Origin of the sequence: Parvibaculum lavamentivorans DS-1 (assembly GCF_000017565.1) — a bacterium.
Lineage (GTDB): Bacteria > Pseudomonadota > Alphaproteobacteria > Parvibaculales > Parvibaculaceae > Parvibaculum > Parvibaculum lavamentivorans.
This window is the reverse complement of the sequence record NC_009719.1, coordinates 1,334,531-1,358,821: the sequence shown is the minus strand read 5'-3', so window position 1 is coordinate 1,358,821 and position 24,291 is coordinate 1,334,531. Positions and strand designations below refer to the sequence as shown.

28 protein-coding genes are annotated in these 24,291 nt (G+C 66.0%); 26 read left to right on the top strand and 2 right to left on the bottom strand.

The features are described 5' to 3' along the window. Positions 1-59: 59 nt before the first annotated feature. Positions 60-1,076: a nucleotidyl transferase AbiEii/AbiGii toxin family protein gene (locus PLAV_RS06230; RefSeq protein WP_012110113.1), complete on the bottom strand. Its 1,017-nt coding sequence runs from the start codon at positions 1,074-1,076 to the stop codon at positions 60-62. Continuing rightward, positions 1,069-1,662 (bottom strand): DUF6088 family protein, encoded by a 594-nt coding sequence (locus PLAV_RS06225; RefSeq protein WP_012110112.1) that lies wholly within the window; start codon positions 1,660-1,662, stop codon positions 1,069-1,071. The genes PLAV_RS06230 and PLAV_RS06225 overlap by 8 nt, the downstream gene beginning before the upstream one ends. Before the next feature lie 240 nt (positions 1,663-1,902). On the opposite strand from PLAV_RS06225, the gene PLAV_RS06220 reads away from it, so the two are divergent. From PLAV_RS06220 to PLAV_RS06100, 26 genes are all read left to right on the top strand, one after another. Further along, on the top strand, positions 1,903-2,865 hold the full coding sequence (locus PLAV_RS06220; RefSeq protein ID WP_012110111.1) for an ArdC family protein: 963 nt from the start codon (positions 1,903-1,905) through the stop codon (positions 2,863-2,865). Positions 2,866-3,026: 161 nt separating this feature from the next. Continuing rightward, the gene (locus PLAV_RS06215) at positions 3,027-5,147 is read left to right on the top strand and encodes a ParB/RepB/Spo0J family partition protein (protein WP_012110110.1); all 2,121 of its coding nucleotides are present in this window, start codon (positions 3,027-3,029) and stop codon (positions 5,145-5,147) included. Between the two features lie 130 nt (positions 5,148-5,277). Further along, positions 5,278-5,694: a hypothetical protein gene (locus tag PLAV_RS06210; RefSeq protein ID WP_012110109.1), complete on the top strand. Its 417-nt coding sequence runs from the start codon at positions 5,278-5,280 to the stop codon at positions 5,692-5,694. Continuing rightward, on the top strand, positions 5,691-5,957 hold the full coding sequence (locus PLAV_RS06205) for a DUF6117 family protein (protein ID WP_012110108.1): 267 nt from the start codon (positions 5,691-5,693) through the stop codon (positions 5,955-5,957). The genes PLAV_RS06210 and PLAV_RS06205 overlap by 4 nt, the downstream gene beginning before the upstream one ends. Next, positions 5,954-6,250 (top strand): hypothetical protein, encoded by a 297-nt coding sequence (locus tag PLAV_RS06200; protein ID WP_012110107.1) that lies wholly within the window; start codon positions 5,954-5,956, stop codon positions 6,248-6,250. The genes PLAV_RS06205 and PLAV_RS06200 overlap by 4 nt, the downstream gene beginning before the upstream one ends. Positions 6,251-6,408: 158 nt before the next feature. After that, positions 6,409-10,728, top strand: a complete 4,320-nt coding sequence (locus PLAV_RS06195) for a strawberry notch family protein (protein ID WP_012110106.1) — start codon at positions 6,409-6,411, stop codon at positions 10,726-10,728. Next, positions 10,728-11,762 carry a DUF7146 domain-containing protein gene (locus tag PLAV_RS06190; RefSeq protein WP_012110105.1) on the top strand — a complete coding sequence of 345 codons (1,035 nt, stop codon included), beginning with the start codon at positions 10,728-10,730 and terminating at the stop codon, positions 11,760-11,762. Before PLAV_RS06195 ends, PLAV_RS06190 begins: the two co-directional genes overlap by 1 nt. A gap of 351 nt (positions 11,763-12,113) precedes the next feature. Then, positions 12,114-13,040, top strand: coding sequence for a DUF2493 domain-containing protein (locus tag PLAV_RS06185; RefSeq protein WP_012110104.1), 927 nt, complete (start codon positions 12,114-12,116; stop codon positions 13,038-13,040). A gap of 86 nt (positions 13,041-13,126) precedes the next feature. Next, positions 13,127-13,381, top strand: coding sequence for a FitA-like ribbon-helix-helix domain-containing protein (locus PLAV_RS06180; protein WP_012110103.1), 255 nt, complete (start codon positions 13,127-13,129; stop codon positions 13,379-13,381). After that, positions 13,378-13,800 (top strand): type II toxin-antitoxin system VapC family toxin, encoded by a 423-nt coding sequence (locus PLAV_RS06175; protein WP_012110102.1) that lies wholly within the window; start codon positions 13,378-13,380, stop codon positions 13,798-13,800. Before PLAV_RS06180 ends, PLAV_RS06175 begins: the two co-directional genes overlap by 4 nt. A gap of 281 nt (positions 13,801-14,081) precedes the next feature. Then, complete coding sequence (locus PLAV_RS19615; protein WP_012110101.1) at positions 14,082-14,249, top strand: hypothetical protein; 168 nt, start codon at positions 14,082-14,084, stop codon at positions 14,247-14,249. A gap of 134 nt (positions 14,250-14,383) precedes the next feature. After that, positions 14,384-14,824: a hypothetical protein gene (locus tag PLAV_RS06170; protein WP_012110100.1), complete on the top strand. Its 441-nt coding sequence runs from the start codon at positions 14,384-14,386 to the stop codon at positions 14,822-14,824. Positions 14,825-15,396: 572 nt separating this feature from the next. Next, on the top strand, positions 15,397-15,723 hold the full coding sequence (locus tag PLAV_RS06160) for a DUF736 domain-containing protein (RefSeq protein WP_041535876.1): 327 nt from the start codon (positions 15,397-15,399) through the stop codon (positions 15,721-15,723). Between the two features lie 307 nt (positions 15,724-16,030). Next, positions 16,031-16,297, top strand: coding sequence for a helix-turn-helix domain-containing protein (locus PLAV_RS06155; RefSeq protein WP_012110097.1), 267 nt, complete (start codon positions 16,031-16,033; stop codon positions 16,295-16,297). A 96-nt stretch (positions 16,298-16,393) separates the two neighbouring features. Beyond that, positions 16,394-16,654: a DNA -binding domain-containing protein gene (locus tag PLAV_RS06150; protein WP_012110096.1), complete on the top strand. Its 261-nt coding sequence runs from the start codon at positions 16,394-16,396 to the stop codon at positions 16,652-16,654. Between the two features lie 129 nt (positions 16,655-16,783). Further along, entirely contained in the window at positions 16,784-17,125 is a 342-nt protein-coding gene (locus PLAV_RS19865) for a transcriptional regulator domain-containing protein (protein WP_245545180.1), read from the top strand. Next, positions 17,019-17,546, top strand: a complete 528-nt coding sequence (locus tag PLAV_RS06145) for a DUF2285 domain-containing protein (protein WP_245545181.1) — start codon at positions 17,019-17,021, stop codon at positions 17,544-17,546. Before PLAV_RS19865 ends, PLAV_RS06145 begins: the two co-directional genes overlap by 107 nt. 136 nt (positions 17,547-17,682) lie before the next feature. Further along, positions 17,683-17,964 (top strand): helix-turn-helix transcriptional regulator, encoded by a 282-nt coding sequence (locus PLAV_RS06140; RefSeq protein WP_012110094.1) that lies wholly within the window; start codon positions 17,683-17,685, stop codon positions 17,962-17,964. Positions 17,965-17,982: 18 nt separating this feature from the next. After that, positions 17,983-19,143, top strand: coding sequence for a replication initiator protein A (locus tag PLAV_RS06135; protein WP_012110093.1), 1,161 nt, complete (start codon positions 17,983-17,985; stop codon positions 19,141-19,143). Continuing rightward, positions 19,140-19,793 (top strand): ParA family partition ATPase, encoded by a 654-nt coding sequence (gene parA, locus PLAV_RS06130; RefSeq protein WP_012110092.1) that lies wholly within the window; start codon positions 19,140-19,142, stop codon positions 19,791-19,793. The genes PLAV_RS06135 and parA overlap by 4 nt, the downstream gene beginning before the upstream one ends. Beyond that, complete coding sequence (locus PLAV_RS06125) at positions 19,790-20,041, top strand: hypothetical protein (protein ID WP_012110091.1); 252 nt, start codon at positions 19,790-19,792, stop codon at positions 20,039-20,041. Before parA ends, PLAV_RS06125 begins: the two co-directional genes overlap by 4 nt. Continuing rightward, positions 20,038-20,559 carry a DUF2840 domain-containing protein gene (locus PLAV_RS06120; RefSeq protein ID WP_012110090.1) on the top strand — a complete coding sequence of 174 codons (522 nt, stop codon included), beginning with the start codon at positions 20,038-20,040 and terminating at the stop codon, positions 20,557-20,559. Before PLAV_RS06125 ends, PLAV_RS06120 begins: the two co-directional genes overlap by 4 nt. After that, positions 20,556-21,101, top strand: coding sequence for a S26 family signal peptidase (locus PLAV_RS06115; protein ID WP_012110089.1), 546 nt, complete (start codon positions 20,556-20,558; stop codon positions 21,099-21,101). Before PLAV_RS06120 ends, PLAV_RS06115 begins: the two co-directional genes overlap by 4 nt. A gap of 68 nt (positions 21,102-21,169) precedes the next feature. Continuing rightward, positions 21,170-21,517, top strand: a complete 348-nt coding sequence (locus PLAV_RS06110; protein WP_041536413.1) for a DUF736 domain-containing protein — start codon at positions 21,170-21,172, stop codon at positions 21,515-21,517. A gap of 3 nt (positions 21,518-21,520) precedes the next feature. Continuing rightward, positions 21,521-22,300, top strand: coding sequence for a lytic transglycosylase domain-containing protein (locus PLAV_RS06105; RefSeq protein WP_012110087.1), 780 nt, complete (start codon positions 21,521-21,523; stop codon positions 22,298-22,300). Between the two features lie 243 nt (positions 22,301-22,543). Next, positions 22,544-24,283, top strand: coding sequence for a relaxase/mobilization nuclease domain-containing protein (locus tag PLAV_RS06100; protein WP_012110086.1), 1,740 nt, complete (start codon positions 22,544-22,546; stop codon positions 24,281-24,283). Positions 24,284-24,291 lie beyond the last annotated feature (8 nt).

The following is a 24,291-nucleotide window of genomic DNA, read 5'->3' as shown; positions in this document are numbered from 1 at the left end:
CTCGCCGGAATGTCAGACATACCCATTACCGTCACTACACGCCCCCTCATCGTCGTTTCTTAACTGGCCGCGTTGTTGGCTCGCGCGGCCATCTCGGCGCATCGCGCCATGAGCGCCTCGAACGGTTCTGCGTCATCGAAGAGCAGCCCATCCTCGACCATGCGGATATAGTCGTCCTTCAGCGCTTTCGCGCCATCGCCGACCGGCACAAGCTGCAAGCCGCCGTTGACGGCCATTGCATAGTCGATCGGCGAGCGATCAGCGGCTTTCTCCGCAAAGAACATCGACTTATGACGAACGACCGCGTTCGCCAGTTCGCGATCCGCGAAGGCAGCGTCCGCAAGACCGGCTTCATCGAGCCGGGCGACATCATGCCAGTGCCGGGCGAAGCGGTCCCCACGCAGCCGGTCCTGGTGGCAGAAGACATGGATGGCGGTCGCCTTCTCCCAGAACGTCCGCTCGGCGTGCATGACGCGCGGACGTGCTGTCGGAAATATCAGGCCATCGATCAGGCCGGACGCATCGCAGGCAACATCGCGCAAGCTGGCCGGCTCGCCCGTCGACCGCGCACCGAACTCCAGCATGACACTTGGGGCGACATAGCCCGATCCGGTTGCGGTCGGTTCGTAGTCGATAAAGAGCCGATCACCTTCGACGCGGATCGCCGCAGCCAAACCTTCCGTTGCCAGGGCGTCGGAGATCACCGGCTGCACGACAGCGCCAACCCATTCCGGTAGCCGGCGACGAACCTCGCTGGACCAGCGCTTTTCCTCGCTTCGCGTTTTCGGCAGGCCCTCGCCATTGTCCCCGACCAGGTCGGGCGCGATGGCCCGAATGTCGTAGGTCATATCCACATCCTCCGAAAACCGATGGATGACCTGATAGGCTTTCGACAGCGATGTGCCGCCCTTGAACACCAGATGCTCACCAAGCGGCGCCGTGTAGAGCGTGCTCAACGCCCACACCACCCAGACGTCCTTTTCGAGCAGATGCGCGGGCCGCCCCGAACGATCCGCCGCGACGCCAAGGGCGTCGCGGCGATCCTGAGCCGAGAGGAGCAGGAAGGTTTCAGCCATAGGCCGCCTTCCCGACACTCTGCGCCAACCATGTCGGAAGCTGCGGCGCGGCCGCCACCAATTCGCCAAAGGCGCCGGGCGGCAGCTTTCGCTTCAATGTCCTGAGCGCAGTTTCGGCTTTCTCCGGGCCGAGCCAAGCCAAGGCCCGGACGGCCTCTCCCGCCGGCCGGTTGGCCAGAGCCAGTTGCCAGCGCGGGGCATGGCGCAATTCCACGACCTGCTTGCCGAGATTCATCTTCCGGCTGCGCCCGGAGGTCAGATAGACCGAGCGAACCGGCACCTGCGTCGTCAGGCCAAGGGCGTTTGCGGCCGCCGCACCGTTCGAGACGATGGTCTCGCCACGCTGGCTGGCAAGGGCTTCCACAGCCTGTTCCACCGACGGCGCGCGCGTCCCGAATCGACTGGCGACGGGGCGGAGATAGACACCGCGCCCAGCCCGGATGAGTTGTTCGCGCTCGGCCAGACGCGACAAGGCCTGGTCCACTGCGGCGCGATTGCCGAGATGGAGCAGCCCCTTAGCGGACACAGAAGCGCCCTCGGGCAAACCCGTCATATGCGACAGAATCTGTTCGGTCAGCCGTGTCATCGTCTTTCTCCTGTCAGGAACATACGCAGTTTTCTGACAGTTTTCAAGGAAACACATCCGGGACGGAAAGCTGGGACAAGGGGGAAAGCCTTCCCCTGCGGTCGAGCCAAAGGGTCTCGCCCGACCCCTTCTGCGGGGAGATCCCCGCAACGCCCCCCTAGAGTGAGAGTGCGGACGGGTTTCCCGTGACGGGTCGAGGGCTGGAGAAGAGGTCTCCGGCGCCCGTCGCGGAGAACCGCGATGTTCAGAAAAAACCACAGCGCCCGCGCCGGCTCAGGCCGGGCGAGCCTCTATGACGACATCACCGACAAGATCATCGCCGAGCTTGAGGCGGGCCGTGCTCCCTGGGTCCAGCCATGGGGATCGGCCGCGGCCAAGGCGCCGCTCGCCATGCCCCGCAACGCTGCGACCGGACGGCACTATTCCGGCATCAATGTGCTCATCCTCTGGGGGGCGGTGATCCAGCACGGCTTCCCTGGCCAGAGTTGGCTCACCTTCCGCCAGGCGCTGTCGCTGGGCAGCAATGTCCGCAAGGGTGAGCATGGCACGACCGTCGTCTATGCCGACCGCTTCACGCCGGAGGACGAGAAGCGTCGCGCCCGCGAGACCGGCGAAGACGCCGCCGCGATTCCGTTCCTCAAGCGCTTCACCGTCTTCAACGCCGCGCAATGCGACGGCCTGCCGGACAACATCGCCGCCATCGCTCCACCGCCGCCGCCTGGCCTCATCGAGCCGCGCGTCGAGGCTCTGATCGAAGCGACGGGCATCGATTTCCGCATCGGCGGCGATCGCGCCTTCTATGTGTCGGCGCACGACTATGTGCAGGTGCCGCCGCCGCAAGCCTATTTCGAGCCGATCAACTGGCACCGCACGGCCCTGCACGAACTCGGGCACGCCAGCGGCCATGCCTCCCGGCTCGGCCGCGATCTGACCGGCGGTTTCGGCACGAAGAAATACGCCTTCGAGGAGTTGGTGGCCGAAATCAACGCCGCCTTCTGCTGCGCGTCTCTCGGCATCGCGCCGACCGTCCGCCATGCCGACTATATCGGCGCCTGGCTGGAGGTGCTGCGCGAGGACAATCGCGCCATCGTCCGCGCCGCCTCCCAGGCGAGCAAGGCGGCCGATTGGCTGCTCGGCTTCCTGCCCGACGCCGATCTCGGCCCGGACGACACCATGGCCGGCGACGAACGGCAGGCGGCGTGATCGAATATGAATACCGGAAAGGCGGGAAAGCAGGTCTCCGGCTTCACGCCTTTCCGCTTCTGCGGCGCGGCCCTTCTTAGAGTGAGAGGGCGGCGCTTCGCTTCGTGACGGGTTGGAGGTCGAGAGAGAGTCTCCTGGCCGCCCGTCGCGGAGTAACGAACATGGCGACTGCCATCCAGAAGATCACCCTGTCGTCGGCGCGCGACATCCCCTTCAACAAGCTGGCGCTGAGCCAGTCCAACGTCCGACGCGTCAAGGCCGGGGTCTCGATCGAGGAAATGGCCGAGTCCATCGGCCGGCGCGGCCTCATCCAGAGCCTCCATGTCCGCCCGGTCCTTGATGGTGATGGCGCGGAGACCGGCATGTTCGAGGTGCCGGCCGGCGGCCGCCGCTATCGCGCACTCGAACTGCTCGTGAAGCAGAAGCGTTTGGCCAAGACGGCGACGGTGCCCTGCGTCATCGGCGACGCCAACAGCGACATCCTCGTCGACGAAGTGTCGCTAGTCGAGAACATGGAACGCGCACCACTCCATCCACTCGACCAGTTCCGCGCCTTTCAGGCCATGCGCGACAAGGGCATGACCGAGGAGGCCATCGCCGCCGCCTTCTTCGTCAACGTCACCGTGGTGAAGCAGCGCCTGCGTCTCACCTCCGTTTCGCCGACCCTGCTCGAAACCTATGCCGATGACGGCATGACGCTCGAACAGCTCATGGCCTTCACCGTCAGCCCCGACCATGCCCGTCAGGAGCAGGTCTGGGACGCGATCAAGGATAGCTGGCAGAAGGAGCCCTACCAGATCCGGCGGATGCTGACCGAGACCGCGGTTCGCGCCTCGGACAAGCGGGCCAATTTCGTCGGTGTCGATGCCTACGAGGCCGCAGGCGGCATCGTACTGCGCGATCTCTTCCAGTCCGACGACGGCGGTTGGCTGCAAGACCCCGTCCTGCTCGACCGTATGGTGGCGGAGAAGCTGAAAGCCACCGCCGATCAGATCGCCGAGGAAGGCTGGAAGTGGATCGAGGTCGCGGTGAGCTTCCCCTATGGCCACGACCACGGCCTGCGTGAACTCGCCGGCGTTGCGGTCGATCTGACCGACGAGGAGCGTGCGACCCGCGAAGCGCTGCGCGAGGAATATGACCGGATCGAAGCGGAATATTCCGAGGCCGACGAGCTGCCCGACGCGATCGATCAACGTCTCGGCGAGATCGAGCAGGCCCTGGAGGCCTTCGAGAACCGCCCCGTCAGCTACGATCAGGCCGACATCGCAATCGCCGGCGCCTTCGTCAGCCTCGACGCCGACGGTTCGCTGTCGATCGACCGCGGTTATGTCCGCGCCAAGGATGAGCCCCAGGCCGAGCCCGATGGCGAGGCGTCCGGGGGCGACCAGCCCGATACGCCGGCCGTCCAACGCGCGGTCATCACCATCGGTGGCCAGCCCGCCGAGCCCGAGGACGATGAGGAAGACGGCATCAAGCCGTTGCCCGAGCGTCTCGTGATCGAGTTGACCGCCCATCGCACCCTGGCGCTGCGCAACGCGCTGGCGGAACATCCGCACGTCGCCATGACCATGTTGCTGCACAAGCTTCTGAGCGACACCTTCATCCACACCAACCCGTCCGGTTGCCTCGAGGCCAATGTCCGCCACATCTTCTTCTCGGCCCAGTCCGAGGAATTGAAGGACAGCCCATCGGCGCAGGCGGTCAACGATCGCCACGAACGCTGGGGGGATCACATCCCCGCTGACAATGAGGCGCTCTGGGACTGGCTGACCGATCTCGATGACGGCACGCGCCTGGAACTTCTGGCGCTTTGCGTCAGCTACGGCGTCAATGCGCTATTCGAGCGTCCGAACCCCTATTCCGGCTCGGGCGTCAGCCAGCATGGCCTCGATATGCGTCTGGCGCAGGCCGACCGGCTCGCACGGGCTACGGGCATGGACATGGTGGCCGCAGGCTGGAAGCCCACTGTCGGCAATTATCTCGGCCGCGTGACCAAGCCCCGCATTCTCGAAGCCGTGCGTGAAGGTGCCGGAGAGCGGGCCGCGCAGCTCATCGACCACATGAAGAAGGGCGACATGGCCAAGGAAGCCGAGCGCCTTCTGGCCGACAGCGGCTGGCTGCCCGAGCCGCTGCGCCTCGCGTCCATCGATGGCGATCAGTCTGGTCCCGACGATCAGGCCGATAACGGCGAAGACACCGCCTTGCCGGACTTCCTCACCGAGGACGGCGAGGACGAAGACACCGACGAGGATGAAGTCCAGCACGCCGTCGCCGCCGAATAGCGCGGATCGCGCGGGTCGGCGCCGTTCGTCCCGCGCATCTCACCCCGATCTTCCACACTGCCCGGTCCCACGCTCGACAGCCTGCGCGGCTGTACGCGCGGGCCGGGCAGTCTCGTTTCAGGAGCCTGTCATGGCCGACTATTTCACCCATTTCTCGTGCCTGCTCGATGTCGGCACGCCCGAGAACGCCGCCCGCGCGCTCGACCTCTACAACCGCCTCTCCGAGGCCGGCGCATCGGAAGAACCACCTTCCGAGGGCTTCCTCCTGTCGATCCAGCCCGAGCATGGTGGCACGCAGCTCTGGATGCACGACGACGTCACTGGCGATCCCGAGCGCCTGATCCAGTTCGTGAAGCGCTGCGCCACAGAGTTCGGCCTGAGCGGCCGATGGGGGTTCCAATATGCCAACACCTGCTCGAAGCCCCGGCTCGACGGCTTCGGCGGCGGCGCGCATGTCCTCGATCTCGCCACCGGGGAGACCGTGGACTGGATCTATACCGATGGCTGGCTCGACCAGACCCTCTCCGACGAGGGAGGCCCGCTATGAGCATTCCATCCCATGCCCAGAGCAATTTTCAGACGCTGCTGCGCGCTGCCGGTGACGGCAACCTTGCGCTCATGGAATGCCTCGATGCCGTGACCGGCGATCCGCGTTACGTCATCTGCGCGGTGGGACGAAACGATGGTGATTTCGTCTTCACGCCCTTCGGCCACCTCGCCGACGGCAATCCCTATGACGCCTACCTACCGCCCGACCCCGGCGATCCTGGCGGCTTCATTCATCGGGGCACGCCCGGAGAGGCGTCATGATGGACATCGACGCCATCTTCGCCGCCGATCACGAGCGGCCGCCAGCCGAGCGGTCTCTCCCCTGGCTGGAAACCAGAGACGGGATCACCGTCATCGTGGAGCCCAAGCCCCATTGGGCCAGCGACATGCGGGCCTTCCGGGCCGAAGCTCGCGAATATTGCGCCTATGCCGATTGGACTGCGAACGGCGCGCGCGCTCGGTTCTTCGGGCACATCGACACCAGCGGCGATGACCTAGTCCGCAAGGCGCGCAGGCTCGTCGCCCGCGAGATCACCGACGGACACTGGGCCTGACCTCTCAAAGCGCCTCTGCCGCTCGGCCGAGGCGCTTTTTTCATGTCGGCAGCGACGTGTTGGAGAGTGAGAGGGCCGCCGGGACGGGTTTGAGTCCGTGCGGTCGAGAGAGAGCGCCGTCCGGGCTTCCCGTTCCCGCTCTCCCGAGGTTCTGATCCATGAACATCATGTCCCCCGTAGCCGGTCCGGCTGCGCCCGTTGCCCGCGCGTCCGCCATCATCGCCGCCGCCCATCAGCTTCTCACCCTGCTCGAACGCGGCCAGCGGATGGACAACGCCGATCTCCGCATCGCCATGGAAACGGCCTTCGAGGCTTCCGACACGAGCGGCGCTTGGGACTGGAAGACGGCCTACGAAGCCTGTGAAGGCGCGACCGTCCTGTTCCTGCGCAAATACGGACGTGCGCTTTTCCGTAAAGCCGGCACTCCGGCTGCACGGCTTTCCGCTTTGTCGAAAATCACCGGCCTTCTGCCGACGCACACCCGTCGCTCCGAGGAAGCCCAGGCGCTTCAGCAATTCTCGACGCCGGTCCCGCTCGGCCTCGCCGCTATCGCGGCCGCCGCGATCACAACGCACGACATTGTGCTGGAGCCGTCGGCAGGCACGGGTCTTCTCGCCATCCTCGCCGAGATCAGCGGCGGCTCGCTGCTTCTCAACGAACTGGCGGAAACCCGCGCCGATCTACTTGGCCAGCTCTTTCCCGCCCTTGCCGTCACGCGATGCGACGCCGCCCAGATCGACGACCACCTTCCGGCGTGCGCCGTCCCTTCCGTCATCGTGATGAACCCGCCCTTCTCGGTGATGGAGCACGTCTCCGGCCGGGTCGCCGACGCCGCTGCGCGTCATGTTGCTTCGGCCCTGGCGCGGCTTGCCGATGGTGGGCGTCTGGTGACGATCACCGGCGCAAACTTCGGCCCCGAGCAACCGGCCTGGCGCGACACCTTCGCCCGGCTTCAGGTGCGTGGCCGCGTCGTCTTCACCGCGGCGATCCACGGCTCGGTCTATGCCAAGCATGGCACGAGCATCGAAACGCGGCTGACCGTCATCGACAAGCTGCCGGCCGAAGACCCGGCCACGTTCCCTGCGTCCGCTGGCGTTGCGCCCGACGTCGCCACGCTGCTCGCATGGATCGAAGCGCGGATTCCACCGCGCCTGCCGGTCGCACTGCCCGACATCGCGCCGCCCGTGTCGGGTTCGGCACCCCGCACCGTGCGGGGTTATCTCGCGCGCACCGCCACAGAGCGTCCGGCCGCACGCTCCACCATGGATCCGCAGGGCGTTGAACTCGCCTACGACACGATGGACTGGACGCCGCCGGAAGGCGCCCACCTCACGGATGCGATCTATGAAGAATACGGATTGCAGTCGATCCGTATTGCCAGTTCTCAGGCGCACCCCACCAAGCTCGTGCAGTCGGCGGCCATGGCGAGCGTTGCACCGCCCAAGCCCGCCTATCGGCCGATGCTGCCCGCGAACATCACCGATCTCCTGTCGGACGCCCAGCTCGAAACCGTCATCTATGCCGGCGAAGCCCATTCGGACTTCCTCACCGGCTCCTGGACCGTCGATGCGACCTGCGATCTCGTGCAGGCGGCCAAGCCCGATGCCGAAAACGCCGTGCGCTTCCGGCGCGGCTTTATGCTCGGCGACGGCACCGGAGCCGGCAAAGGCCGTCAATCTGCCGGCATCATCCTCGACAACTGGCTGCGCGGTCGCCGCAAGGCGGTCTGGATCTCCAAATCCGACAAGCTGATCGAGGACGCGCAGCGCGATTGGTCAGCGCTCGGCATGGAGCGCCTGCTGGTCACGCCGCTGTCGCGCTTCGCGCAAGGGCGGCCGATCACGCTGTCGGAAGGCGTCCTGTTTGCAACCTATGCCACGCTACGGTCCGACGACCGTGGTGAGAAGGTTTCCCGCGTCCGGCAGATCGTCGAATGGTTGGGCTCCGATTTCGATGGAGTGATCATTTTCGACGAGAGCCACGCCATGGCCAATGCCGCAGGCGGCAAGGGAGAACGCGGCGACGTTTCCGCCTCACAGCAGGGACGCGCGGGCCTTCGGCTTCAGCACGCCCTGGCCAACGCGCGCGTCGTCTATGTGTCGGCTACCGGCGCGACCACCGTCCACAATCTCGCCTATGCCCAGCGGCTCGGCCTGTGGGGCGGTGAGGATTTCCCCTTCGCCACCCGCGCCGAATTTGTCGAGGCGATCGAGGACGGCGGTGTCGCGGCCATGGAAGTGCTCGCCCGCGATCTGCGTGCACTGGGCCTCTATACCGCCCGATCGCTCTCCTACGATGGCGTCGAATACGAGCTGATCGAGCACGACCTGACCGACGAGCAGCGGCGTATCTACGATGCCTACGCCAGCGCCTTCGCCGTCATCCACAATCATCTCGACGCCGCGATGCAGGCGGCCAACATCACCGGCAACCCAGATAGCGGGGGAGCCACACTGAACCGCCAGGCCAAGTCCGCCGCCCGCTCGGCCTTCGAGTCCGCCAAGCAGCGTTTCTTCGGCCATCTGCTCACGTCGATGAAAACGCCCACGCTGATCCGGTCCATCGAACGCGACCTGGATGATGGCCACGCCGCTGTCGTCCAGATCGTCTCGACCGGCGAAGCGCTGATGGAGCGCCGGCTGGCGGAAGTCCCGACCAAGGAATGGAACGATATTCGTGTCGACATCACACCCCGCGAATATGTTCTGGACTATCTGGCCCATTCCTTTCCGGTCCAACTCTACGAGCCGTTCACGGATGGCGAGGGCAATCTGTCCTCGCGCCCGGTCTATCGCGATGGCCACCCCGTCGAGAGCCGCGAAGCTGTCGCGCGCCGGGACGAGCTGATCGAACGTCTTGCGTCTTTACCACCCGTTCCGGGGGCGCTCGACCAGATCGTACAGCGCTTCGGCACAGATATGGTCTCCGAGGTGACGGGCCGCTCCCGGCGCATCGTCCGCAAGGGGGAACGCTTCGCCGTCGAAAACCGCGCGCCATCCGCCAACCTTGCCGAGACGGCCGCGTTCATGGACGATCTGAAGCGCGTTCTCGTGTTCAGCGACGCCGGCGGCACCGGCCGCAGCTATCACGCAGAACTGTCGGCGAAGAACCGGCGTCTGCGCGTGCATTATCTGCTCGAACCCGGATGGAAGGCCGACGCCGCCATCCAGGGTCTGGGCCGCACCAATCGCACCAACCAGGCGCAGCCGCCGCTGTTCCGCCCGATCGCCACGAACGTCAAAGCCGAGAAACGCTTCCTGTCCACGATCGCGCGCCGGCTCGATACGCTGGGCGCGATCACGCGCGGTCAGCGCCAGACCGGCGGCCAAGGCCTGTTCCGGCCCGAGGACAATCTGGAATCGAGCTACGCCCGCGATGCGCTGCGGCAGCTCTATCTCCTGATCGTGCGCGGCAAGGTCGAGGGTTGCTCGCTGGGTCGCTTCGAGTCCGCGACCGGCCTGAAATTGACCGATGACAACGGCATCAAGGACGAGTTGCCGCCGATCACCACGTTCCTCAACCGCCTGCTGGCGCTGACCATCGAGCTTCAGGGCATCCTCTTCACCGCCTTCGAGCAATTGCTCGACGCCAAGGTGGCCGGAGCCATCGCCAGCGGCGTTTATGATGTCGGGCTGGAAACGCTGACGGCGGAGAGTTTCGTCGTCGCTGAGCGCACGACCATCTACACCCATCCGGCAACGGGCGCACAGACGCGGCTGCTCACGATCACCGAGCGCCGCCGAAACCAGCCAACCACGCTCGATACGGCGCTCGACTGGCTCGACGATCCGCATGCCCGGCTGCTCATCAACGCGCGGTCGGGACGCGCTGCTGTCCAGGTGCCGGCGCCGTCCATCATGCTCGACGACGGCGAGATCGAACGTCGCGTCCGCCTGATCCGGCCGATGGAACAGCACCACGCAAGCCTCGCCATGATGGAAGACAGCTATTGGCAGGAAGCCGCTCGCGACAGCTTTGCAGCGGTCTGGCAACGGGAAGTCGCCGAAGTGCCGGCCTATACCGATGGCGCCATCCACATGGTCAGCGGTTTGCTCCTGCCGGTGTGGAAGCGCCTGCCGAACGAGTCGACGCGCGTCTATCGGCTCCAGACCGACGATGGCGAACGCATCATCGGGCGGCGGGTTTCGTCCGCCTGGGCCCTGAATGCCGCCTCGACGGGAACGGCCAACCTCAGCAGCGATGATGCCTATGCCGCTCTGGTGGATGGTCGCACCATCCTCGACCTGGCCAGCGGACTCCAGCTTCGCCGCGCGCGCGTCATGGGCGCGAACCGGATCGAACTGTCCGGCTTCACCGACACCATGCGGGATCGCCTGCGCGCCTATGGCCTCTTCAGCGAGATCATCTCGTGGAAGCTGCGCTTCTTCGTCCCGGTCGATGCCTCTGGTCCCGCCATCATCGGCAAGCTGCTCGCCACCTATCCGGTCGAGCGGATCAGCGAGCGTGAGGCAGCGTGATGGCTCGGCAGGACGCTTCGGAATTGGAACACCGCCTCGGCCGACAGGCCGAGGCGGTGTGCCGTCACTATCTCTCCAACGGCGACCGGCAGGGCAACTACTGGCAGGTTGGCGATGCTCGCAATGCCGCAGGTCGCTCCATGTTCGTGCGCCTGCGCGACACCCCGAAGGGACCAGCGGGCAAATGGACCGACGCCGCCACCGGCGAACATGGCGACCTTCTCGACATCATCCGGGAATCGCTCGGCCTCATCGACTTCGCAGACGTTGCTCAAGAGGCGCGTACCTTCCTCAGCCTGCCGCATCCCGAACCCGAGCCGGCATCACGCCGTGGACTGGCGCCAGCGCCATCGGGGTCGCCCGAGGCGGCACGCCGTCTCATCGCCATGACGCTGCCGATCACCGGGACCATTGTGCAGACCTACCTGCGCAGACGCGGCATTGCGCTTTTGCACGGAACCGGAAACCTGCGCTTCCACCCCCGCTGCTACTACAAGCCCGACGATGGCCCGACCGAGACCTGGCCCGCCATGATCGCCGCCGTCACCGACCTCGCTGGCAAGATCACCGGCGCGCACCGCACCTGGCTCGCGCCGGACGGCTCCGACAAAGCCCCCATCGACATACCGCGCAAGGCGATGGGCGATCTCCTCGGCAATGCCGTCCGCATCGGTGTGCCCGGCAGCGTGATGGCGGCAGGCGAAGGTATCGAGACCATGCTGTCGCTCCGGCAGGTCCTGCCCGATATGGCGATGGCGCCGGCGCTTTCGGCAGCACATCTGGCCGCCATCCTGTTCCCGGCGACTTTGCGGCGGCTCTATATCGTCCGAGACGACGATCCGGCCGGTGACGGCGCGCGGGACATGCTGATCGAACGGGCGAACGCCGAGGGAATCGAGGCCATCCCATTGTCGCCGGCATTCGGGGACTTCAACGAGGATCTCCGGCGGCTCGGGATCGATGCGCTTCGGGCAGGCGTTCGCGTGCAGCTCGCTCCAGACGACGTCGCACGCTTCATGAACCTGGCCGCTTAGCCGGAAAGGATTGGGGAGCGGCGTACAGCCGCCATGCCCGCAACGATGCGCCAGTGACGGCAAAAGGACCGCGCCTCGGCCTTCGAGAGGGCGATCGGCCATCAGCCGGGCCGGACAAGGCAATGGCTGCGGCCGACGATTTTCCGGCGGCGCATGTCCACCCCACGCGGCAGGCCGCGCGGGGACCCCGAACCGGCGCCTTTCCATCGCGAAACAAAATCGCCGGCCTTCGCCATCCTCCGCTGACGCTTCGGCCCTTCGGCTCACGCTCAGGGTGCAGGTCCGTCCCGCCCGACGGCTTCGTCGCCATGAAGGCCGCGACGGTCGCGGTCCTTGCCGACGGAGCATCCCATGAGCGAACACGACGACTACGAACCACACCACGAGTCATCCCCGACCGACCATCTTATCCAGGACTTGCAGCTCCATGGCTACCGTCCCTCCGAAGACGAGTTGGACCAGCGCCCGCCACCGGAAGACCGCATCATCGAAGGCACCGTCGCCGATATCTTCGACGCCCTGGTCGCCACGATCACCGACACCAGCCTCGACTTCGATCTCCCCGATCTCCTCTGGTCCACCGTCAATATGTTCCACCGCGCCGTGGACCGCATCGAACAGAAGCTCGACGACAACGAGCAGGCGCAAAGGCAGCTTCAGCGCGAACAGGATGGCTCCGAGGTGAAGTCCCTCCAGCTCGAGCGCCTCATAGACATCGGCATGAACCTGATCGACCGCCGCGACGGCATGGAAACCTTCCGCGAAGCCGCCGCTGGCCGCTACCTCGTCGCCACCGGCTCACCCTGGTCGCAACGCACCGGATCACGGGTCAACCATCGCCACCTCACCGCGTCGCTGATCGACAGCCGGGATTTCCTCGCCGCCAGGAGGCGTGCGGATACCGATGTACTCGTACCCGCCGGCCCGAAGATCGCCTTCTCGGGCGGCGACACCGCCGACCACAAGCAGATCTGGGCCAAGCTCGATCAGATCCATACCAAGCACCCCGACATGGTGCTGCTGCATGGCGGCTCGCCGAAAGGCGCCGAAAAGATCGCTTCCCGCTGGGCCGACAGCCGCAAGGTGCCGCAGGTCGCCTTCAAGCCGGACTGGACGAAGCACGCCAAGGCCGCACCGTTCAAACGCAATGACCAGATGCTCAGCATCGTGCCGATCGGGGTCGTGATCTTCCCCGGCACGGGCATTCAGGACAACCTGGCCGACAAGGCCCGCAAGATGGGCATCCCGGTCTATCGGTTCGGCTCGGGCGGCGCGTAAGCGCCGCCGGGACCCGCCGCCTTGAAAAATGATAGCAATTTTTGTATTATGCTATCACCGCCATCAAACTTGCAGGAGGCGCTATCATGCCCGCAGTTACGATCAGGAATCTGTCCGACGCGACGCATCGCGCCCTCAAGGTGCGGGCGGCGCAGCACGGCCGCAGCGCCGAAGCGGAAATGCGCGACATCCTCGAAATGGCTGTCCGCCCCGATACGCGCCTCCGGCTCGGCACGGCGCTCGCGGAACGCAGCCGCCGCCTCGGCTTGACCAATGAGGATGTCGAGGCCCTCGACCAGGCTCGTGACAAGGCGCCCGCCAAGCCGATGAGCTTCGAATGATCCTCCTCGACACCAATGTCGTATCGGAGGCGATGAAGCCCGCTCCCGACGAGGCCGTGCGCGCATGGCTCGACGAGCAGGCGGCGGAAACACTCTTTCTCTCCAGCGTCACCATCGCCGAACTGATGTTCGGCATCGGCGCGCTCCCCGACGGCAAGCGCAAGGAGCGTCTCACCGAAGCCCTGGATGGGGTGATGGAACTGTTCGCAGACCGCGTCCTCCCGTTCGATGTCGATGCTGCGCGCCGCTATGCGGATCTCGCCGTCAAAGCCCGAGCGGCCGGGAAAGGCTTCCCTACTCCCGACGGCTACATCGCGGCGATTGCAGCCGCCAAGGGGTTTGCCGTCGCCACGCGCGACAGCAGCGCATTCGAGGCCGCGAATGTCACGGTGATCGATCCCTGGAAGGCCGGGCGCTGACATCCGGCCACCGGCAGCGCAGGAGAGGTCAGCCGAGCCGGCGGCAACAGTTCTCGCGGCATGCAGACAATCCGGTCTCCTGATCGGACGACCACCCCCGCTTCAAGACGCTGATCCTTGGGTTCAGCCGATGGCCTGACGCCATCAACCCGTAAAGGGTCGGACTACGCATAGCGTGCCGCCGCTCCGGCTTCGCCTACGCGGTGATTGCGGCCACCGGCCGAACTCTTCGGGCGCCTGTCAGCGGGGGATGGACCTCCGCTCAAACAGGAGCCAGGTCGATGTCCTTCCAAACCGCTCACGCCTTCGCCTTCAGCCTCGCTACCACCCTGATGGCGGCCATCGTCATCTATCGCGCCGGAGACGGCACGCTCTCCGTCACCCCGGCCTCGGAATATGATGGCGATGAAAACGCCATCGTCGGCGAAATCGACCCCTTCGCCTCATGAGGCGAACCGGGTCGCGCCGTCGGCGGACGCTTCACGCTTCTGCTCCCCCCGCGGCTCGAATTCTGCTAATCTCGCATGTGCGCCGTGGTGGTGGTGGAGGCGCGTCCGTCTGACATTTGACGAAAGACACCACCATGATCTTCATCGGCATTTTCCTCAGCATCGCCGCCATCGGCTTCCTCTGCTGGCTCCTCTTCACGCTTGCGGTGTTCGCTCTTCCGTTCTTCGCGGGCGTGACTGCCGGCACATGGGCCTATGGCACCGGCGCGGGCTGGCTCGGCGCGATTGTCGTCGGCTTTGTCGCCGCCGGCCTGACCTTCGGCTTCGGCCAATTCCTGCTCGCCACCGTCCGTCCGACCTGGGCACGGCTGCTCATCGCAGCGGCCTTCGTCGCCCCGGCCGTCGTCGCCGGTTTCCATGCCACCCATGGCATCGTGAAACACACCATGCCATCGGAGACATGGCAGACCGTGTTCTCGGTCATCGGAGCGATCGCGGTCGGCATCGTCGCCTTCGCGCGCATCACCGGGATGGCGGCCTCCGGCCCATCTGCCGGGCATGTGTCCCACGCCTAAACCCGCAGCGCCCATCGCGGCGGGATCCAGAAGCACATGCCTTTGTCCCCCACGCCATCTGGTCGCCCAATGGGGAAGCGGCATCGCGAAGCATCGGCTGCGCCCACCTGTCACGGAACGATGGAGCGCGTCGGGGCGGTAACGACATCGGGGCCGGCAGACCCTCAGCGTCGAGGCGTTCCGTCAGAGCTGGCGGAATGGCGAAATGCGCAGCGCAGGCCTGTTCGAGGGAGGTTTACGCCTGTGATCGCCGGTCGGACTTCCCGGGCCAATGCGAAGGTCGCCGCCGTCTCCGCCGTCGATCCGTCCAGCCGCCGCTCCAAAACGGCCTCTTCAATGGCCTGATCTGGCCGAAGGACGGCTTTGCCTCGAGCGCCTAAGCCACAACGGCTGGTCCCGACTTTCTTCCCCTGCCGGCTGCGCCGTCATTCCTCGCGAAACAACAAAGTCGCGCCTGCGCCATCCTCCGCTTTGCTACGGTCGCAAGCGATGTGTCGTCGCTCGCCTCCGTCCGGTCGATCGCCATCGAGGCCGCAATGGTGCGGGCTCGAAACGGAAAACGGAGACTTACAATGGCGACCATCGGCACCTTCAAGAAGACCGGCTCGAACGAATTCGGCGGCGAAATCGTCACCCTCAGCGTCCAGGCCAAAGGCGTGCGCATCGTCCCCGACCTGCGCGCCAGTGGCGAGAACGCCCCCAGCCACCGGGTCCTGGTCGGCCGCGCCGAGATCGGCGCCGCCTGGTCCAAACGCTCCAACGAGGGCCGCGACTATCTGGGCCTCAAGCTCGACGATCCGAGCTTCAACGCTCCGATCTACGCCAACCTCTTCGATGACGAGGACGGCGAAGGTTACTCGCTGATCTGGTCCCGCCCCAACGGCCGCCGCGCAGACTGAGGCGGCGTCACGAGGCCCCGGCCGAAAGGTCGGGGCCGCCTTCCTGCTCAAATCGCACCGAAACGCAGATGCGTGTTCCAAATAGTCGGGTCACACCGAAGGCGCGCTCTTCCAGCTTTACTGCAAAAGCCAGCCCGCAGACCCTTCGCTTCACTGACGACAACGCCTCGATTGCCCGAATCAGCAAATCGGCGCCAGCACAACACGGCCCTTCGGCAACCTCTTTGAGCTGGCAGAAAAGGGCCAATACGACTAAAATAGCCGTAGTTCTGGAACGCGCGCCGGTTGCGATGGGAGGTGATCATGCATGATCACCGCCCGACAATCACGGGCCGCACGCGCGTTGCTGGGTTGGACACAGGAGACGCTCGCTGACAAGGCCCGCCTATCGCTGACCGCGCTCAAGCGCCTCGAATCCGAAAGCGGGCTCGATGTGTACGAGACGACGCGCGATCAGGCACGCAGGGCCTTGGAAGCTGCCGGAATCGTCTTCCTGTCGACCGACCGAGGGCAAGGAGTGCTGCTGGTCGATGATCGCGGAAACAAGCAGAACCGATCTACAGGCTTACGCTGACCTGTGGGCAGCCAGGCTCCTCATCATTCGCACTGCCTCTATTTCGGATCAAACTTGGACAATAGACGGGCACCGAATATTCGCCGAGTCTGCACCATGACCGCACCATTCCAGGACCTCGCGCCATCGGGGCAAGATCTCACCGATTACGACATTTCGCATGCCAAACTATACATGCGCTTGCTGGATGCGGCCGCTGACGGCGCGCATTGGGAGGAAGCCGTGCGGGTGCTGTTCGACCTCGATCCCGCCCGTGAACCCGAACGCTGCCGACGCATCCATGACAGCCATCTCGAACGCGCCCGCTGGATGACCCACACCGGCTATCGGCATCTCCTGCGACCGGCTCACCGCTGAGAGGCTTGCGAACCTGCGTGATGCCCTTTCGACATCACGCAATGCCCTCCTCCGGGCTTCCAACACCCTCATCGCGCCCCGAAAAATCACACGCTCGACTTACGCGCACCACGCGGGAGAGTTGATGCGATGAGGCCCGATACATCGAACTGGCGAGACGACCGCAGCTACGATTTCTTCGATACCCTGCCGATCGAAGGTCTCGCCTGGGAGTGTCTTCGCAGATACCGCCCTTATCAGGACGATTACGCCAGTCTGGTCGATGCTGGCGCCGAGACTCAGCCGCTGCCTGACGACAGGCAGCGGCGCTGGGGGTTGCGATTTCCCCGCAAGACCAGGTCGTTCTGCCCTACAGCAACAGGTGGTGTGGTCGCCGCAGAGCGATCCCGCCGTCCTCTTTCTGACAGCGCGGCCGAACTTTCTGCCGTCCAGCTCAAACAGCCTCGCCGACAGGTTCGCTGCGGGACGTGATGGCCCTGAAGGAGCCTATGCTGGTCTTCCGGAGCACGACCTCCAGCTACTCTTCCTACCCGGCATATCCGCACACGACCAGCTTGCAGCGGTCGTCCCCATCGATGACGACATCCTCGATCGCATTGATGCGCTGACACGCCTCGCGCGCGCCTGGCTCCAACGTCCGCCGTTGCGCGACACGCGCATGACCGCCGAGCAGCGCCGCCGCTTTCGCCTCAAACTTCGTGCTGCTGACGGCCGCATGAACGGCGCGACCTATCGCGACATCGCCATCGCAATCTATGGCGCGGCGCGCATCGATACCGACCCTTGGAAGACCTCGCCGCTACGGGATGCCGTGATCGCCCTCGCCGAAGCCGGATTGGCCCTCATCGATGGCGGCTATCTACACCTGCTTCGGCATCGTCGGCGCACCTAGCCTGCTCCAACAAGAGGGGTGGGGAATTTAGCCATCCCAAGTCCCCCATCCATCCCGCCGGAGGTTCTCCGCCACCGTTGTCGCTGACAGCCGCTGATCGCCAGCGGCCCCCAGCACCCCCACGGAGGCCCGCCCAATGCGACCCGATACCGCCGCGCTCCCGCCACGCTACCTGCGGACCAAGGAAGCCGCTGAATTTCTCAGCCTGTCCGCGCGCACCCTGGAAAAGCATCGCACCTACGGCACTGGTCCGGCCTATCACAAACTCGGCGGGCGCGTCGTCTATTCGGTCGACGATCTGGAGACCTGGGCCGAGCGCGGCGCCGTGACCTCGACGTCCGATCCGCGCGGCTCCGTGCTTCCCGCAAAGCGCCAGACGCTACCGACCGGCCAGATCGCCGGCCGATACGCACGCTGATCGTGGCTGGTCCCTTTCATGGTGGTGCGTCGTCGTGACCCTTCGGAGCGTGGGCAGCTCGACCTGTTTCGCGCGCTTCCCGGCGACTTCGCGCCACGAGACGCGCAGGATCTCATGGCCTATCCCTTCTTCTCCCTCTCGAAATCGCACCGCATAGCGCCGATCGACTTTTCGGCCGGCGGTGTCTCCATCCGGGTAGAGGCCGTTCCCGATCATGGCATGGCCACGATCTGGGACGCCGACATCCTGATCTGGGCCGCCAGCCAGATCGTCGAGGCCCGCGACGCGGGCCTGCGCACCTCGCGTCTGATGGCGGCGACACCCTATGAGATCCTCACCTATGTCGGGCGCGGCACATCCATGCGCGACTATCAGCGCCTCAAGGCCGCGCTCGACCGGCTGCAATCGACCACCATCTCGACGTCGATCCGCCAGCCCGCCGAAGGCCGCCGTCACCGCTTCTCGTGGATAAACGAGTGGCAGGAGCGCACGGATCACCAAGGACGACCCGATGGCATCGAGCTGATCGTCCCCGACTGGTTCTACAAGGCCGTCCTCGATGACGCGCTCATCCTCACCATCGATCCGGCCTATTTCGATCTCACCGGCGGCCTCGATCGCTGGCTCTACCGCATCGTGCGCAAACACGGAGGCCGTCAGCGCGGCGGCTGGCGTTTCGACCTACGCCACCTCCACCTCAAATCCGGCAGCCTGTCGCCGTTCAAGCGCTTCGCCTTCGAACTGCGCGACATCGTGCGACGCCAACCACTGCCCGGCTACCTCCTGTCGCTCGAAGTGGAAATCGGCGGGCGCACGCTGCTGGCTTTCGAGCCACTAGCCGCCTGTGGAAAACCTGTGGACGGCCTCGTGCTATCGGGAACCCGACCTATCGTGCCATCGGGAACCCGAGGCTCGTGCCATCGGGAACCCAAGCCGGCCTTAACGTCTGGAAATCGTGGGCGGATTCGCGCCCTTAACTTAGAGTCTAACCAAGAATCTAACTTTGAAGAGCGCGCGCGCGATGTGGAAAACCTCATCCGCACCGCCGCAGCGAGCCTCCGCGCCGCCGGCAAATCACCGCGCAAGGGTGCTCCAGCCGCTCAGACGGGCCGGAAAGAGAGCGAACCGGCTTCCCCCGATCAGCTTCCGCTCCTCGATCGGCCTGGAGGTGCGCGATGATCGTCGCGTTCCTCAACCAGAAAGGCGGTGTCGGCAAGACGACGCTGGCGCTCAACCTCGCGGGCGAACTCGCTGGGCGCGGTCAGCGCGTCACCCTGATCGATGCGGACCCACAGGGATCGGCCCTCGACTGGTCTGAGCAGCGCAGCCATGAGGGCCTGCCGCGCCGGTTCGGCGTCGTCGGCCTGGCGCGCGACACGCTCCACCGCGAAGCGCCGGCGCTGGCCCGCGATGTCGACCACGTCGTCATCGACGGCCCGCCGCGTGTCGCAGCGCTCATGCGCTCGGCGCTGCTCGCCGCCGACCTCGTGCTGATCCCGGTGCAGCCGTCGCCGCTCGACGGCTGGGCATCGGCCGAGATGCTGGCGCTGCTCCGCGAAGCCCGCGTCTATCGCCCGGAACTGGTCGCCCGCTTCGTGCTCAATCGTTGCGGTGCGCGCACCATCCTGGCCCGCGAGACAGCCGAGACCCTGGCCGATCACGATCCACCGTTGCTCGCCACCACCATCGGCCAACGTATCGCCTTCGCCGCCGCCGCGCAGACCGGCCGCCTGGTCGCCGAACTCGCCGATGCGACATCGGCCGCGCGCGAGATCGCGGCCTTCGCCGATGAACTCCTGCGTCTGCGGATCGACGGGGGCGCACAATGAACGAACGATCCCCCCGTCGCGGCTTCGCCGCACGCCCCTCCGATCCCGACCAATGGATCAAGGCTGCGGACAACGCACCACGCGCCGCTGACGTCGCTGCGTTCACCGCCAGGCTCACCATCGATGTGACGCCCGAACTGCGCGGCCGGATCAAGATCGCCGCCTTCGGGCGCGGCGTCACCGTCGCCGACATGCTGCGCGAGCTGCTCGCGCGTGAATTCCCCTCGACACCAGGAGACACCACATGACCGGCACTGCGGCTCCCCGCATGCGCGGCGGCCCTCTGCCGTCAGCGCTCCCCCATGACACCATTACCCACGTCGAACTGACGTGGGTCGAGAAGAAGATCGAATACTGGATCAGGTTCGGCCGTGAGGCGCATGAACAGATCCTCGACCGCCGCCGGCGTGTCGTCTCCTTCCGTCCGAACACCGTATTCGCGTTCGTGCGATGGGCGGCCAACGACTTCGGCACGATTATCTCGCGCATCGACATCGTACGCGCAGTCGAGCCCGGAGAGCCCTACCAGACGCTGCCTTTCGTCCGGCCGGGCGGTGAAATCCTGCTCAGGATCGACGGATGGCCAAAGGTCGAAGACGTGCTGCGCCACGTCGATGCAATTGAAGCGGTCGGCATCGAGGCGGACGCCGTTTCGCCGGAACACTGGCGTCACGTCCACAACCGGATGGCGGCTGGACATCAGCCGCGCACCTATACGCTCGACCAGCATCGCGCCGTCCTCCTGCGCCGGAGGACGTGGTCGTGACGCGCGCCGGTCTCTTCCTCGTCATGGCTCTCGCGACCACGGGGATCAGCTATCCGGCGCTCACCCCGTTGCCGATCAAGCTCCTGTGGAACGCATCGGCGAGCGCCCCCATCGGCTTCTACACGATCGACGTCGATGGCCCGTTCGACGTCACCGATCTCGTTGCGGTCGATGCGCCCGAGCCGCTCGCGACCTTCATGGCCGAACGCGGCTATCTTCCCAAAGGCGTCCCACTGCTGAAGCGCATTCTCGGCGTTTCCGGGCAGACCGTTTGCCGCTCGAACCTCTCCGTCACGATCGACGGCGTCGACATGGGCGATGCGCTACCGCGTGATCGCGCCGCGCGCGACCTCCCGGTCTGGCAGGGCTGCCGCCGTATCCCGACCGGCGCAGTCTTCCTCATGAACTGGCAGGTCCGCGACAGCCTGGACGGTCGCTATTTCGGCCTGACCTCCACTGACCAGATCATCGGCCGCGCCGTCCCCCTGTGGACAGACGAGGACGGAACGGGCCGCTTCGAATGGCGCGCACCGACGCGATGAACACCTCGCCATCGGCGGGGGCGGCGCCCACCGATGGCTTTCCCAACGCCGCCGCAAAGGAAGTCATCATGCCTCAGATTGGTCAATTCACGCGCCAGGACACGGGCTTCGCCGGCAAGCTGGAGACGTTCACGCTCTTCCGCGATGTCGTCATCGTGCCGGCAGAGCCCTCCGATGCCGAGAATGCGCCGGATTACCGCGTTCACGCCAGCGACGATGGCAAAGCCGAAGCCGGTCCGGAAATCGGCGCGGGCTGGAAACGCACCGGCGAGCGCGCGGGCGAATACGTTGCCGTACTGATCGACGACCCTGCGCTGCCGCAGCCGATCCGCGCCAATCTGTTCTGCGACGATGACGCCGGGAACGCCTGGTCGCTGCACTGGTCGCGCCCGCGCGACCGCGCCGGGAAGGACTGACCGATGTCCGGTCCACGTCCAGCGATAAGCCATCGGGATGCGGGCGGGCGGCATCACGCCGTCCGGCGCATGGCCTTCCTTCTCCTTTCCGGCCTGGCCCTCGCAGCGGGCGCAACGGACGCCGCTCTTGCCCAGTCCGTGTCGGCTGCGCGCACGGTCGCTGGCGATCCACACGCCGCCTTCGTCACCGAAGCCTCGCAGCGCTTCGGCATTCCCGAACACTGGATCGTCGCCGTCAAACGCGCCGAAAGCGCCGGCGATGTGCGCGCCATATCGTCGGCCGGCGCGCTCGGGTTGATGCAGGTCATGCCCGATACCTGGGCCGCGCTTCGCGTTCGCTATGGGCTCGGGCGTGCCCCCTACGACCCGCGCGACAACATCCTCGCAGGCGCTGCCTACCTGCGTGAAATGTTCGACCGCTATCGCACGATCCCCGCAATGCTCGGCGCCTACAATGCGGGGCCTGGCCGCTACGACGAATACGTCCAGACCGGCCGCGCCCTGCCCGCCGAAACGCGGGCCTACATCGCGCTGCTGGCTCCGCAGCTAGGCGCACCATCGCCGTCGAGCGCGCCACCGGTTGCGCCGCCACCGCCGCCGGATTGGCGGGAAGCGCCGCTCTTCGTCGTGCGTTCCGCCGACGATCGTTCGGCGACATCGCCATCGGAAAACGCGCGGTCAAACGACAGCCGCTCCTCCGTCGCGGCGCGCACTCCCGATACCGCCGAAGACTCGAACGCCCCGATCGTGGTCGCTCGCTCTGACGGGGGGACGCCCCGATGAACTGCGGAAGTATCCTTCGCACTCTGTCGCATTCCGGCGTGACATGGAGGGCACAAGGGGGAGAGGCAGGCACAACAACCGCACGATGGCAGGATAAAAGGCCGCACATTGCGCGGCGGTCGGGCGGTTGTTTTTGCAAGAGGTTTTGGCGCGCTCCGCACATTGCCGTGCTCATCGGCAATGTGCGCCTGACGCCCAATTGCCTGTATCAGCGCGATTTTTCGCACATTGCGGCCTTGCGTCATGGCCGATGACCACGAGTTTCGTGTTCGGCCTGGGCGCATCCGGTCAACCCGTGCGCAGTCGGCTCGGCCCTTCATCGCGCAGGCGCTGGCCGCCGCGAAGAAGGCGGGCGGCGGCGTCTCGCGCTCCGGGCGCGTCGTTGCCGCCAATCGCTCGCGCTTCGGCCGAGGCCAGCGCGCCAGCATCCAAGCGAACCGCCTCATCACAGCGCGCACGCGCGGCGCTGTCATCAAGGCCCGCGTCGTGCGGCGCTCCGGCCGCACCGCGCCGCTCGGCACGCATCTCGATTATCTCCGCCGCGACGGCGTGACCCGTGATGGAGAAAAGGCCCGACTGTTCGGGCCGGGAACGGAGGAAGCTGATGGCCGCGCCTTCTCCGGGCGATGCGAAGATGATCGCCATCATTTCCGCTTCATCGTCTCACCGGACGACGCCGTGGAGATGTCGGACCTCAAGTCCTTCACCCGCGATCTTGTCGGCCAGATGGAAAGGGATCTGGACACGCGGCTCGATTGGGTTGCGGTCGATCACTGGAACACCGAGCATCCTCACGTCCATCTAATCGTGCGCGGCGTCCGCGACGACGGCCAGGACCTCGTGATCTCGCGCGACTACATCAAGGAGGGCATGCGCGATCGCGCGCGTGACCTCATCACACAAGAGCTTGGCCCGCGCACGGATCTCGATATTCGCCGCACGCTCGAACGCCAGATCGAGGCGGAGCGCTGGACGCAACTCGATCGGCAGCTTGTCCGCGACGCGGGAAAGACCGGCGTCATCGATGTCGCCCCGCAGGTCGGTCGCCAGCCCGACGCCTACGCCGTCGAGAAGGTCGGCCGCCTGCGCAAACTCGCAGCCCTCGGCCTCGCCAGTGAAGTCGGACCTGGCCAGTGGATGATCGACGATCAGGCTGAGGTGACGCTGCGCCAGCTCGGCGAACGCGGCGACATCATCAAGCGCATGCACCGCGCGCTCACCGAACGCGGTATAGACCGCGGCTCGGGCAACTACGTCCTGGCAGGGGAAAGCCTCGATGTGCCGGTCATCGGCCGTCTGGTCGAGCGCGGCCTCGATGACGAGCTGAAGGGAACGGCCTACGCCGTGGTCGACGGCGTCGATGGTCGGACCCACCACATCCGCTTGCCGCATCTCGATGCGGCGGGGGACAGCGCGCCGGGCTCGATCGTCGAGCTGCGCACCTTCGAAGATGCTCGCGGCGAACGCCGCGTCGCGCTCGCCGTCCGCTCCGATCTCGATCTCAAGCATCAGGTGAACGCCTCGGGCGCGACCTGGCTCGACCGGCAATCCATCGCCCGCGAACCCCTCGCCATGTCGGAGGGCGGCTTCGGCGCCGAGGTGCGGCAGGCGATGCGACAACGGGCGGAGCATCTGGTCCACGAAGGTCTCGCCGAGCAGCAAGGCCGCCGCGTCATCTTCAGCCGCAACCTGATCGAGACGCTTCGGCGCCGTGAGGTCGACGCCGTTGCCGACCGGCTCGCGAAGGAGACAGGCCAGCCGTTCAAAGCGGCCGGCAATGGCGAATATGTCGCCGGCACCTATCGCCAGCGCATGACGCTCGCATCCGGCCGCTTCGCGATGATCGATAACGGCCTCGGCTTCCAGCTCGTGCCTTGGTCGCCGTCCCTCGAAAGCCAGCTCGGCAAACACGTCTCCGGGGTCGCCCGCGGAGACGGCGGTGTCGACTGGAGCTTCGGCCGCAAGCGGGGGCTCGGCCTCTAATCACCTAA

Coding starts and splice junctions, on each gene's coding strand:
- PLAV_RS06230 (WP_012110113.1), bottom strand. CDS start 1,076: ATGGCTGAAACCTTCCTGCTCCTCTCGGCTCAGGATCGCCGCGACGCC.
- PLAV_RS06225 (WP_012110112.1), bottom strand. CDS start 1,662: ATGACACGGCTGACCGAACAGATTCTGTCGCATATGACGGGTTTGCCC.
- PLAV_RS06220 (WP_012110111.1), top strand. CDS start 1,903: ATGTTCAGAAAAAACCACAGCGCCCGCGCCGGCTCAGGCCGGGCGAGC.
- PLAV_RS06215 (WP_012110110.1), top strand. CDS start 3,027: ATGGCGACTGCCATCCAGAAGATCACCCTGTCGTCGGCGCGCGACATC.
- PLAV_RS06210 (WP_012110109.1), top strand. CDS start 5,278: ATGGCCGACTATTTCACCCATTTCTCGTGCCTGCTCGATGTCGGCACG.
- PLAV_RS06205 (WP_012110108.1), top strand. CDS start 5,691: ATGAGCATTCCATCCCATGCCCAGAGCAATTTTCAGACGCTGCTGCGC.
- PLAV_RS06200 (WP_012110107.1), top strand. CDS start 5,954: ATGATGGACATCGACGCCATCTTCGCCGCCGATCACGAGCGGCCGCCA.
- PLAV_RS06195 (WP_012110106.1), top strand. CDS start 6,409: ATGAACATCATGTCCCCCGTAGCCGGTCCGGCTGCGCCCGTTGCCCGC.
- PLAV_RS06190 (WP_012110105.1), top strand. CDS start 10,728: ATGGCTCGGCAGGACGCTTCGGAATTGGAACACCGCCTCGGCCGACAG.
- PLAV_RS06185 (WP_012110104.1), top strand. CDS start 12,114: ATGAGCGAACACGACGACTACGAACCACACCACGAGTCATCCCCGACC.
- PLAV_RS06180 (WP_012110103.1), top strand. CDS start 13,127: ATGCCCGCAGTTACGATCAGGAATCTGTCCGACGCGACGCATCGCGCC.
- PLAV_RS06175 (WP_012110102.1), top strand. CDS start 13,378: ATGATCCTCCTCGACACCAATGTCGTATCGGAGGCGATGAAGCCCGCT.
- PLAV_RS19615 (WP_012110101.1), top strand. CDS start 14,082: ATGTCCTTCCAAACCGCTCACGCCTTCGCCTTCAGCCTCGCTACCACC.
- PLAV_RS06170 (WP_012110100.1), top strand. CDS start 14,384: ATGATCTTCATCGGCATTTTCCTCAGCATCGCCGCCATCGGCTTCCTC.
- PLAV_RS06160 (WP_041535876.1), top strand. CDS start 15,397: ATGGCGACCATCGGCACCTTCAAGAAGACCGGCTCGAACGAATTCGGC.
- PLAV_RS06155 (WP_012110097.1), top strand. CDS start 16,031: ATGATCACCGCCCGACAATCACGGGCCGCACGCGCGTTGCTGGGTTGG.
- PLAV_RS06150 (WP_012110096.1), top strand. CDS start 16,394: ATGACCGCACCATTCCAGGACCTCGCGCCATCGGGGCAAGATCTCACC.
- PLAV_RS19865 (WP_245545180.1), top strand. CDS start 16,784: ATGAGGCCCGATACATCGAACTGGCGAGACGACCGCAGCTACGATTTC.
- PLAV_RS06140 (WP_012110094.1), top strand. CDS start 17,683: ATGCGACCCGATACCGCCGCGCTCCCGCCACGCTACCTGCGGACCAAG.
- PLAV_RS06135 (WP_012110093.1), top strand. CDS start 17,983: ATGGTGGTGCGTCGTCGTGACCCTTCGGAGCGTGGGCAGCTCGACCTG.
- parA (WP_012110092.1), top strand. CDS start 19,140: ATGATCGTCGCGTTCCTCAACCAGAAAGGCGGTGTCGGCAAGACGACG.
- PLAV_RS06125 (WP_012110091.1), top strand. CDS start 19,790: ATGAACGAACGATCCCCCCGTCGCGGCTTCGCCGCACGCCCCTCCGAT.
- PLAV_RS06120 (WP_012110090.1), top strand. CDS start 20,038: ATGACCGGCACTGCGGCTCCCCGCATGCGCGGCGGCCCTCTGCCGTCA.
- PLAV_RS06110 (WP_041536413.1), top strand. CDS start 21,170: ATGCCTCAGATTGGTCAATTCACGCGCCAGGACACGGGCTTCGCCGGC.
- PLAV_RS06105 (WP_012110087.1), top strand. CDS start 21,521: ATGTCCGGTCCACGTCCAGCGATAAGCCATCGGGATGCGGGCGGGCGG.
- PLAV_RS06100 (WP_012110086.1), top strand. CDS start 22,544: ATGGCCGATGACCACGAGTTTCGTGTTCGGCCTGGGCGCATCCGGTCA.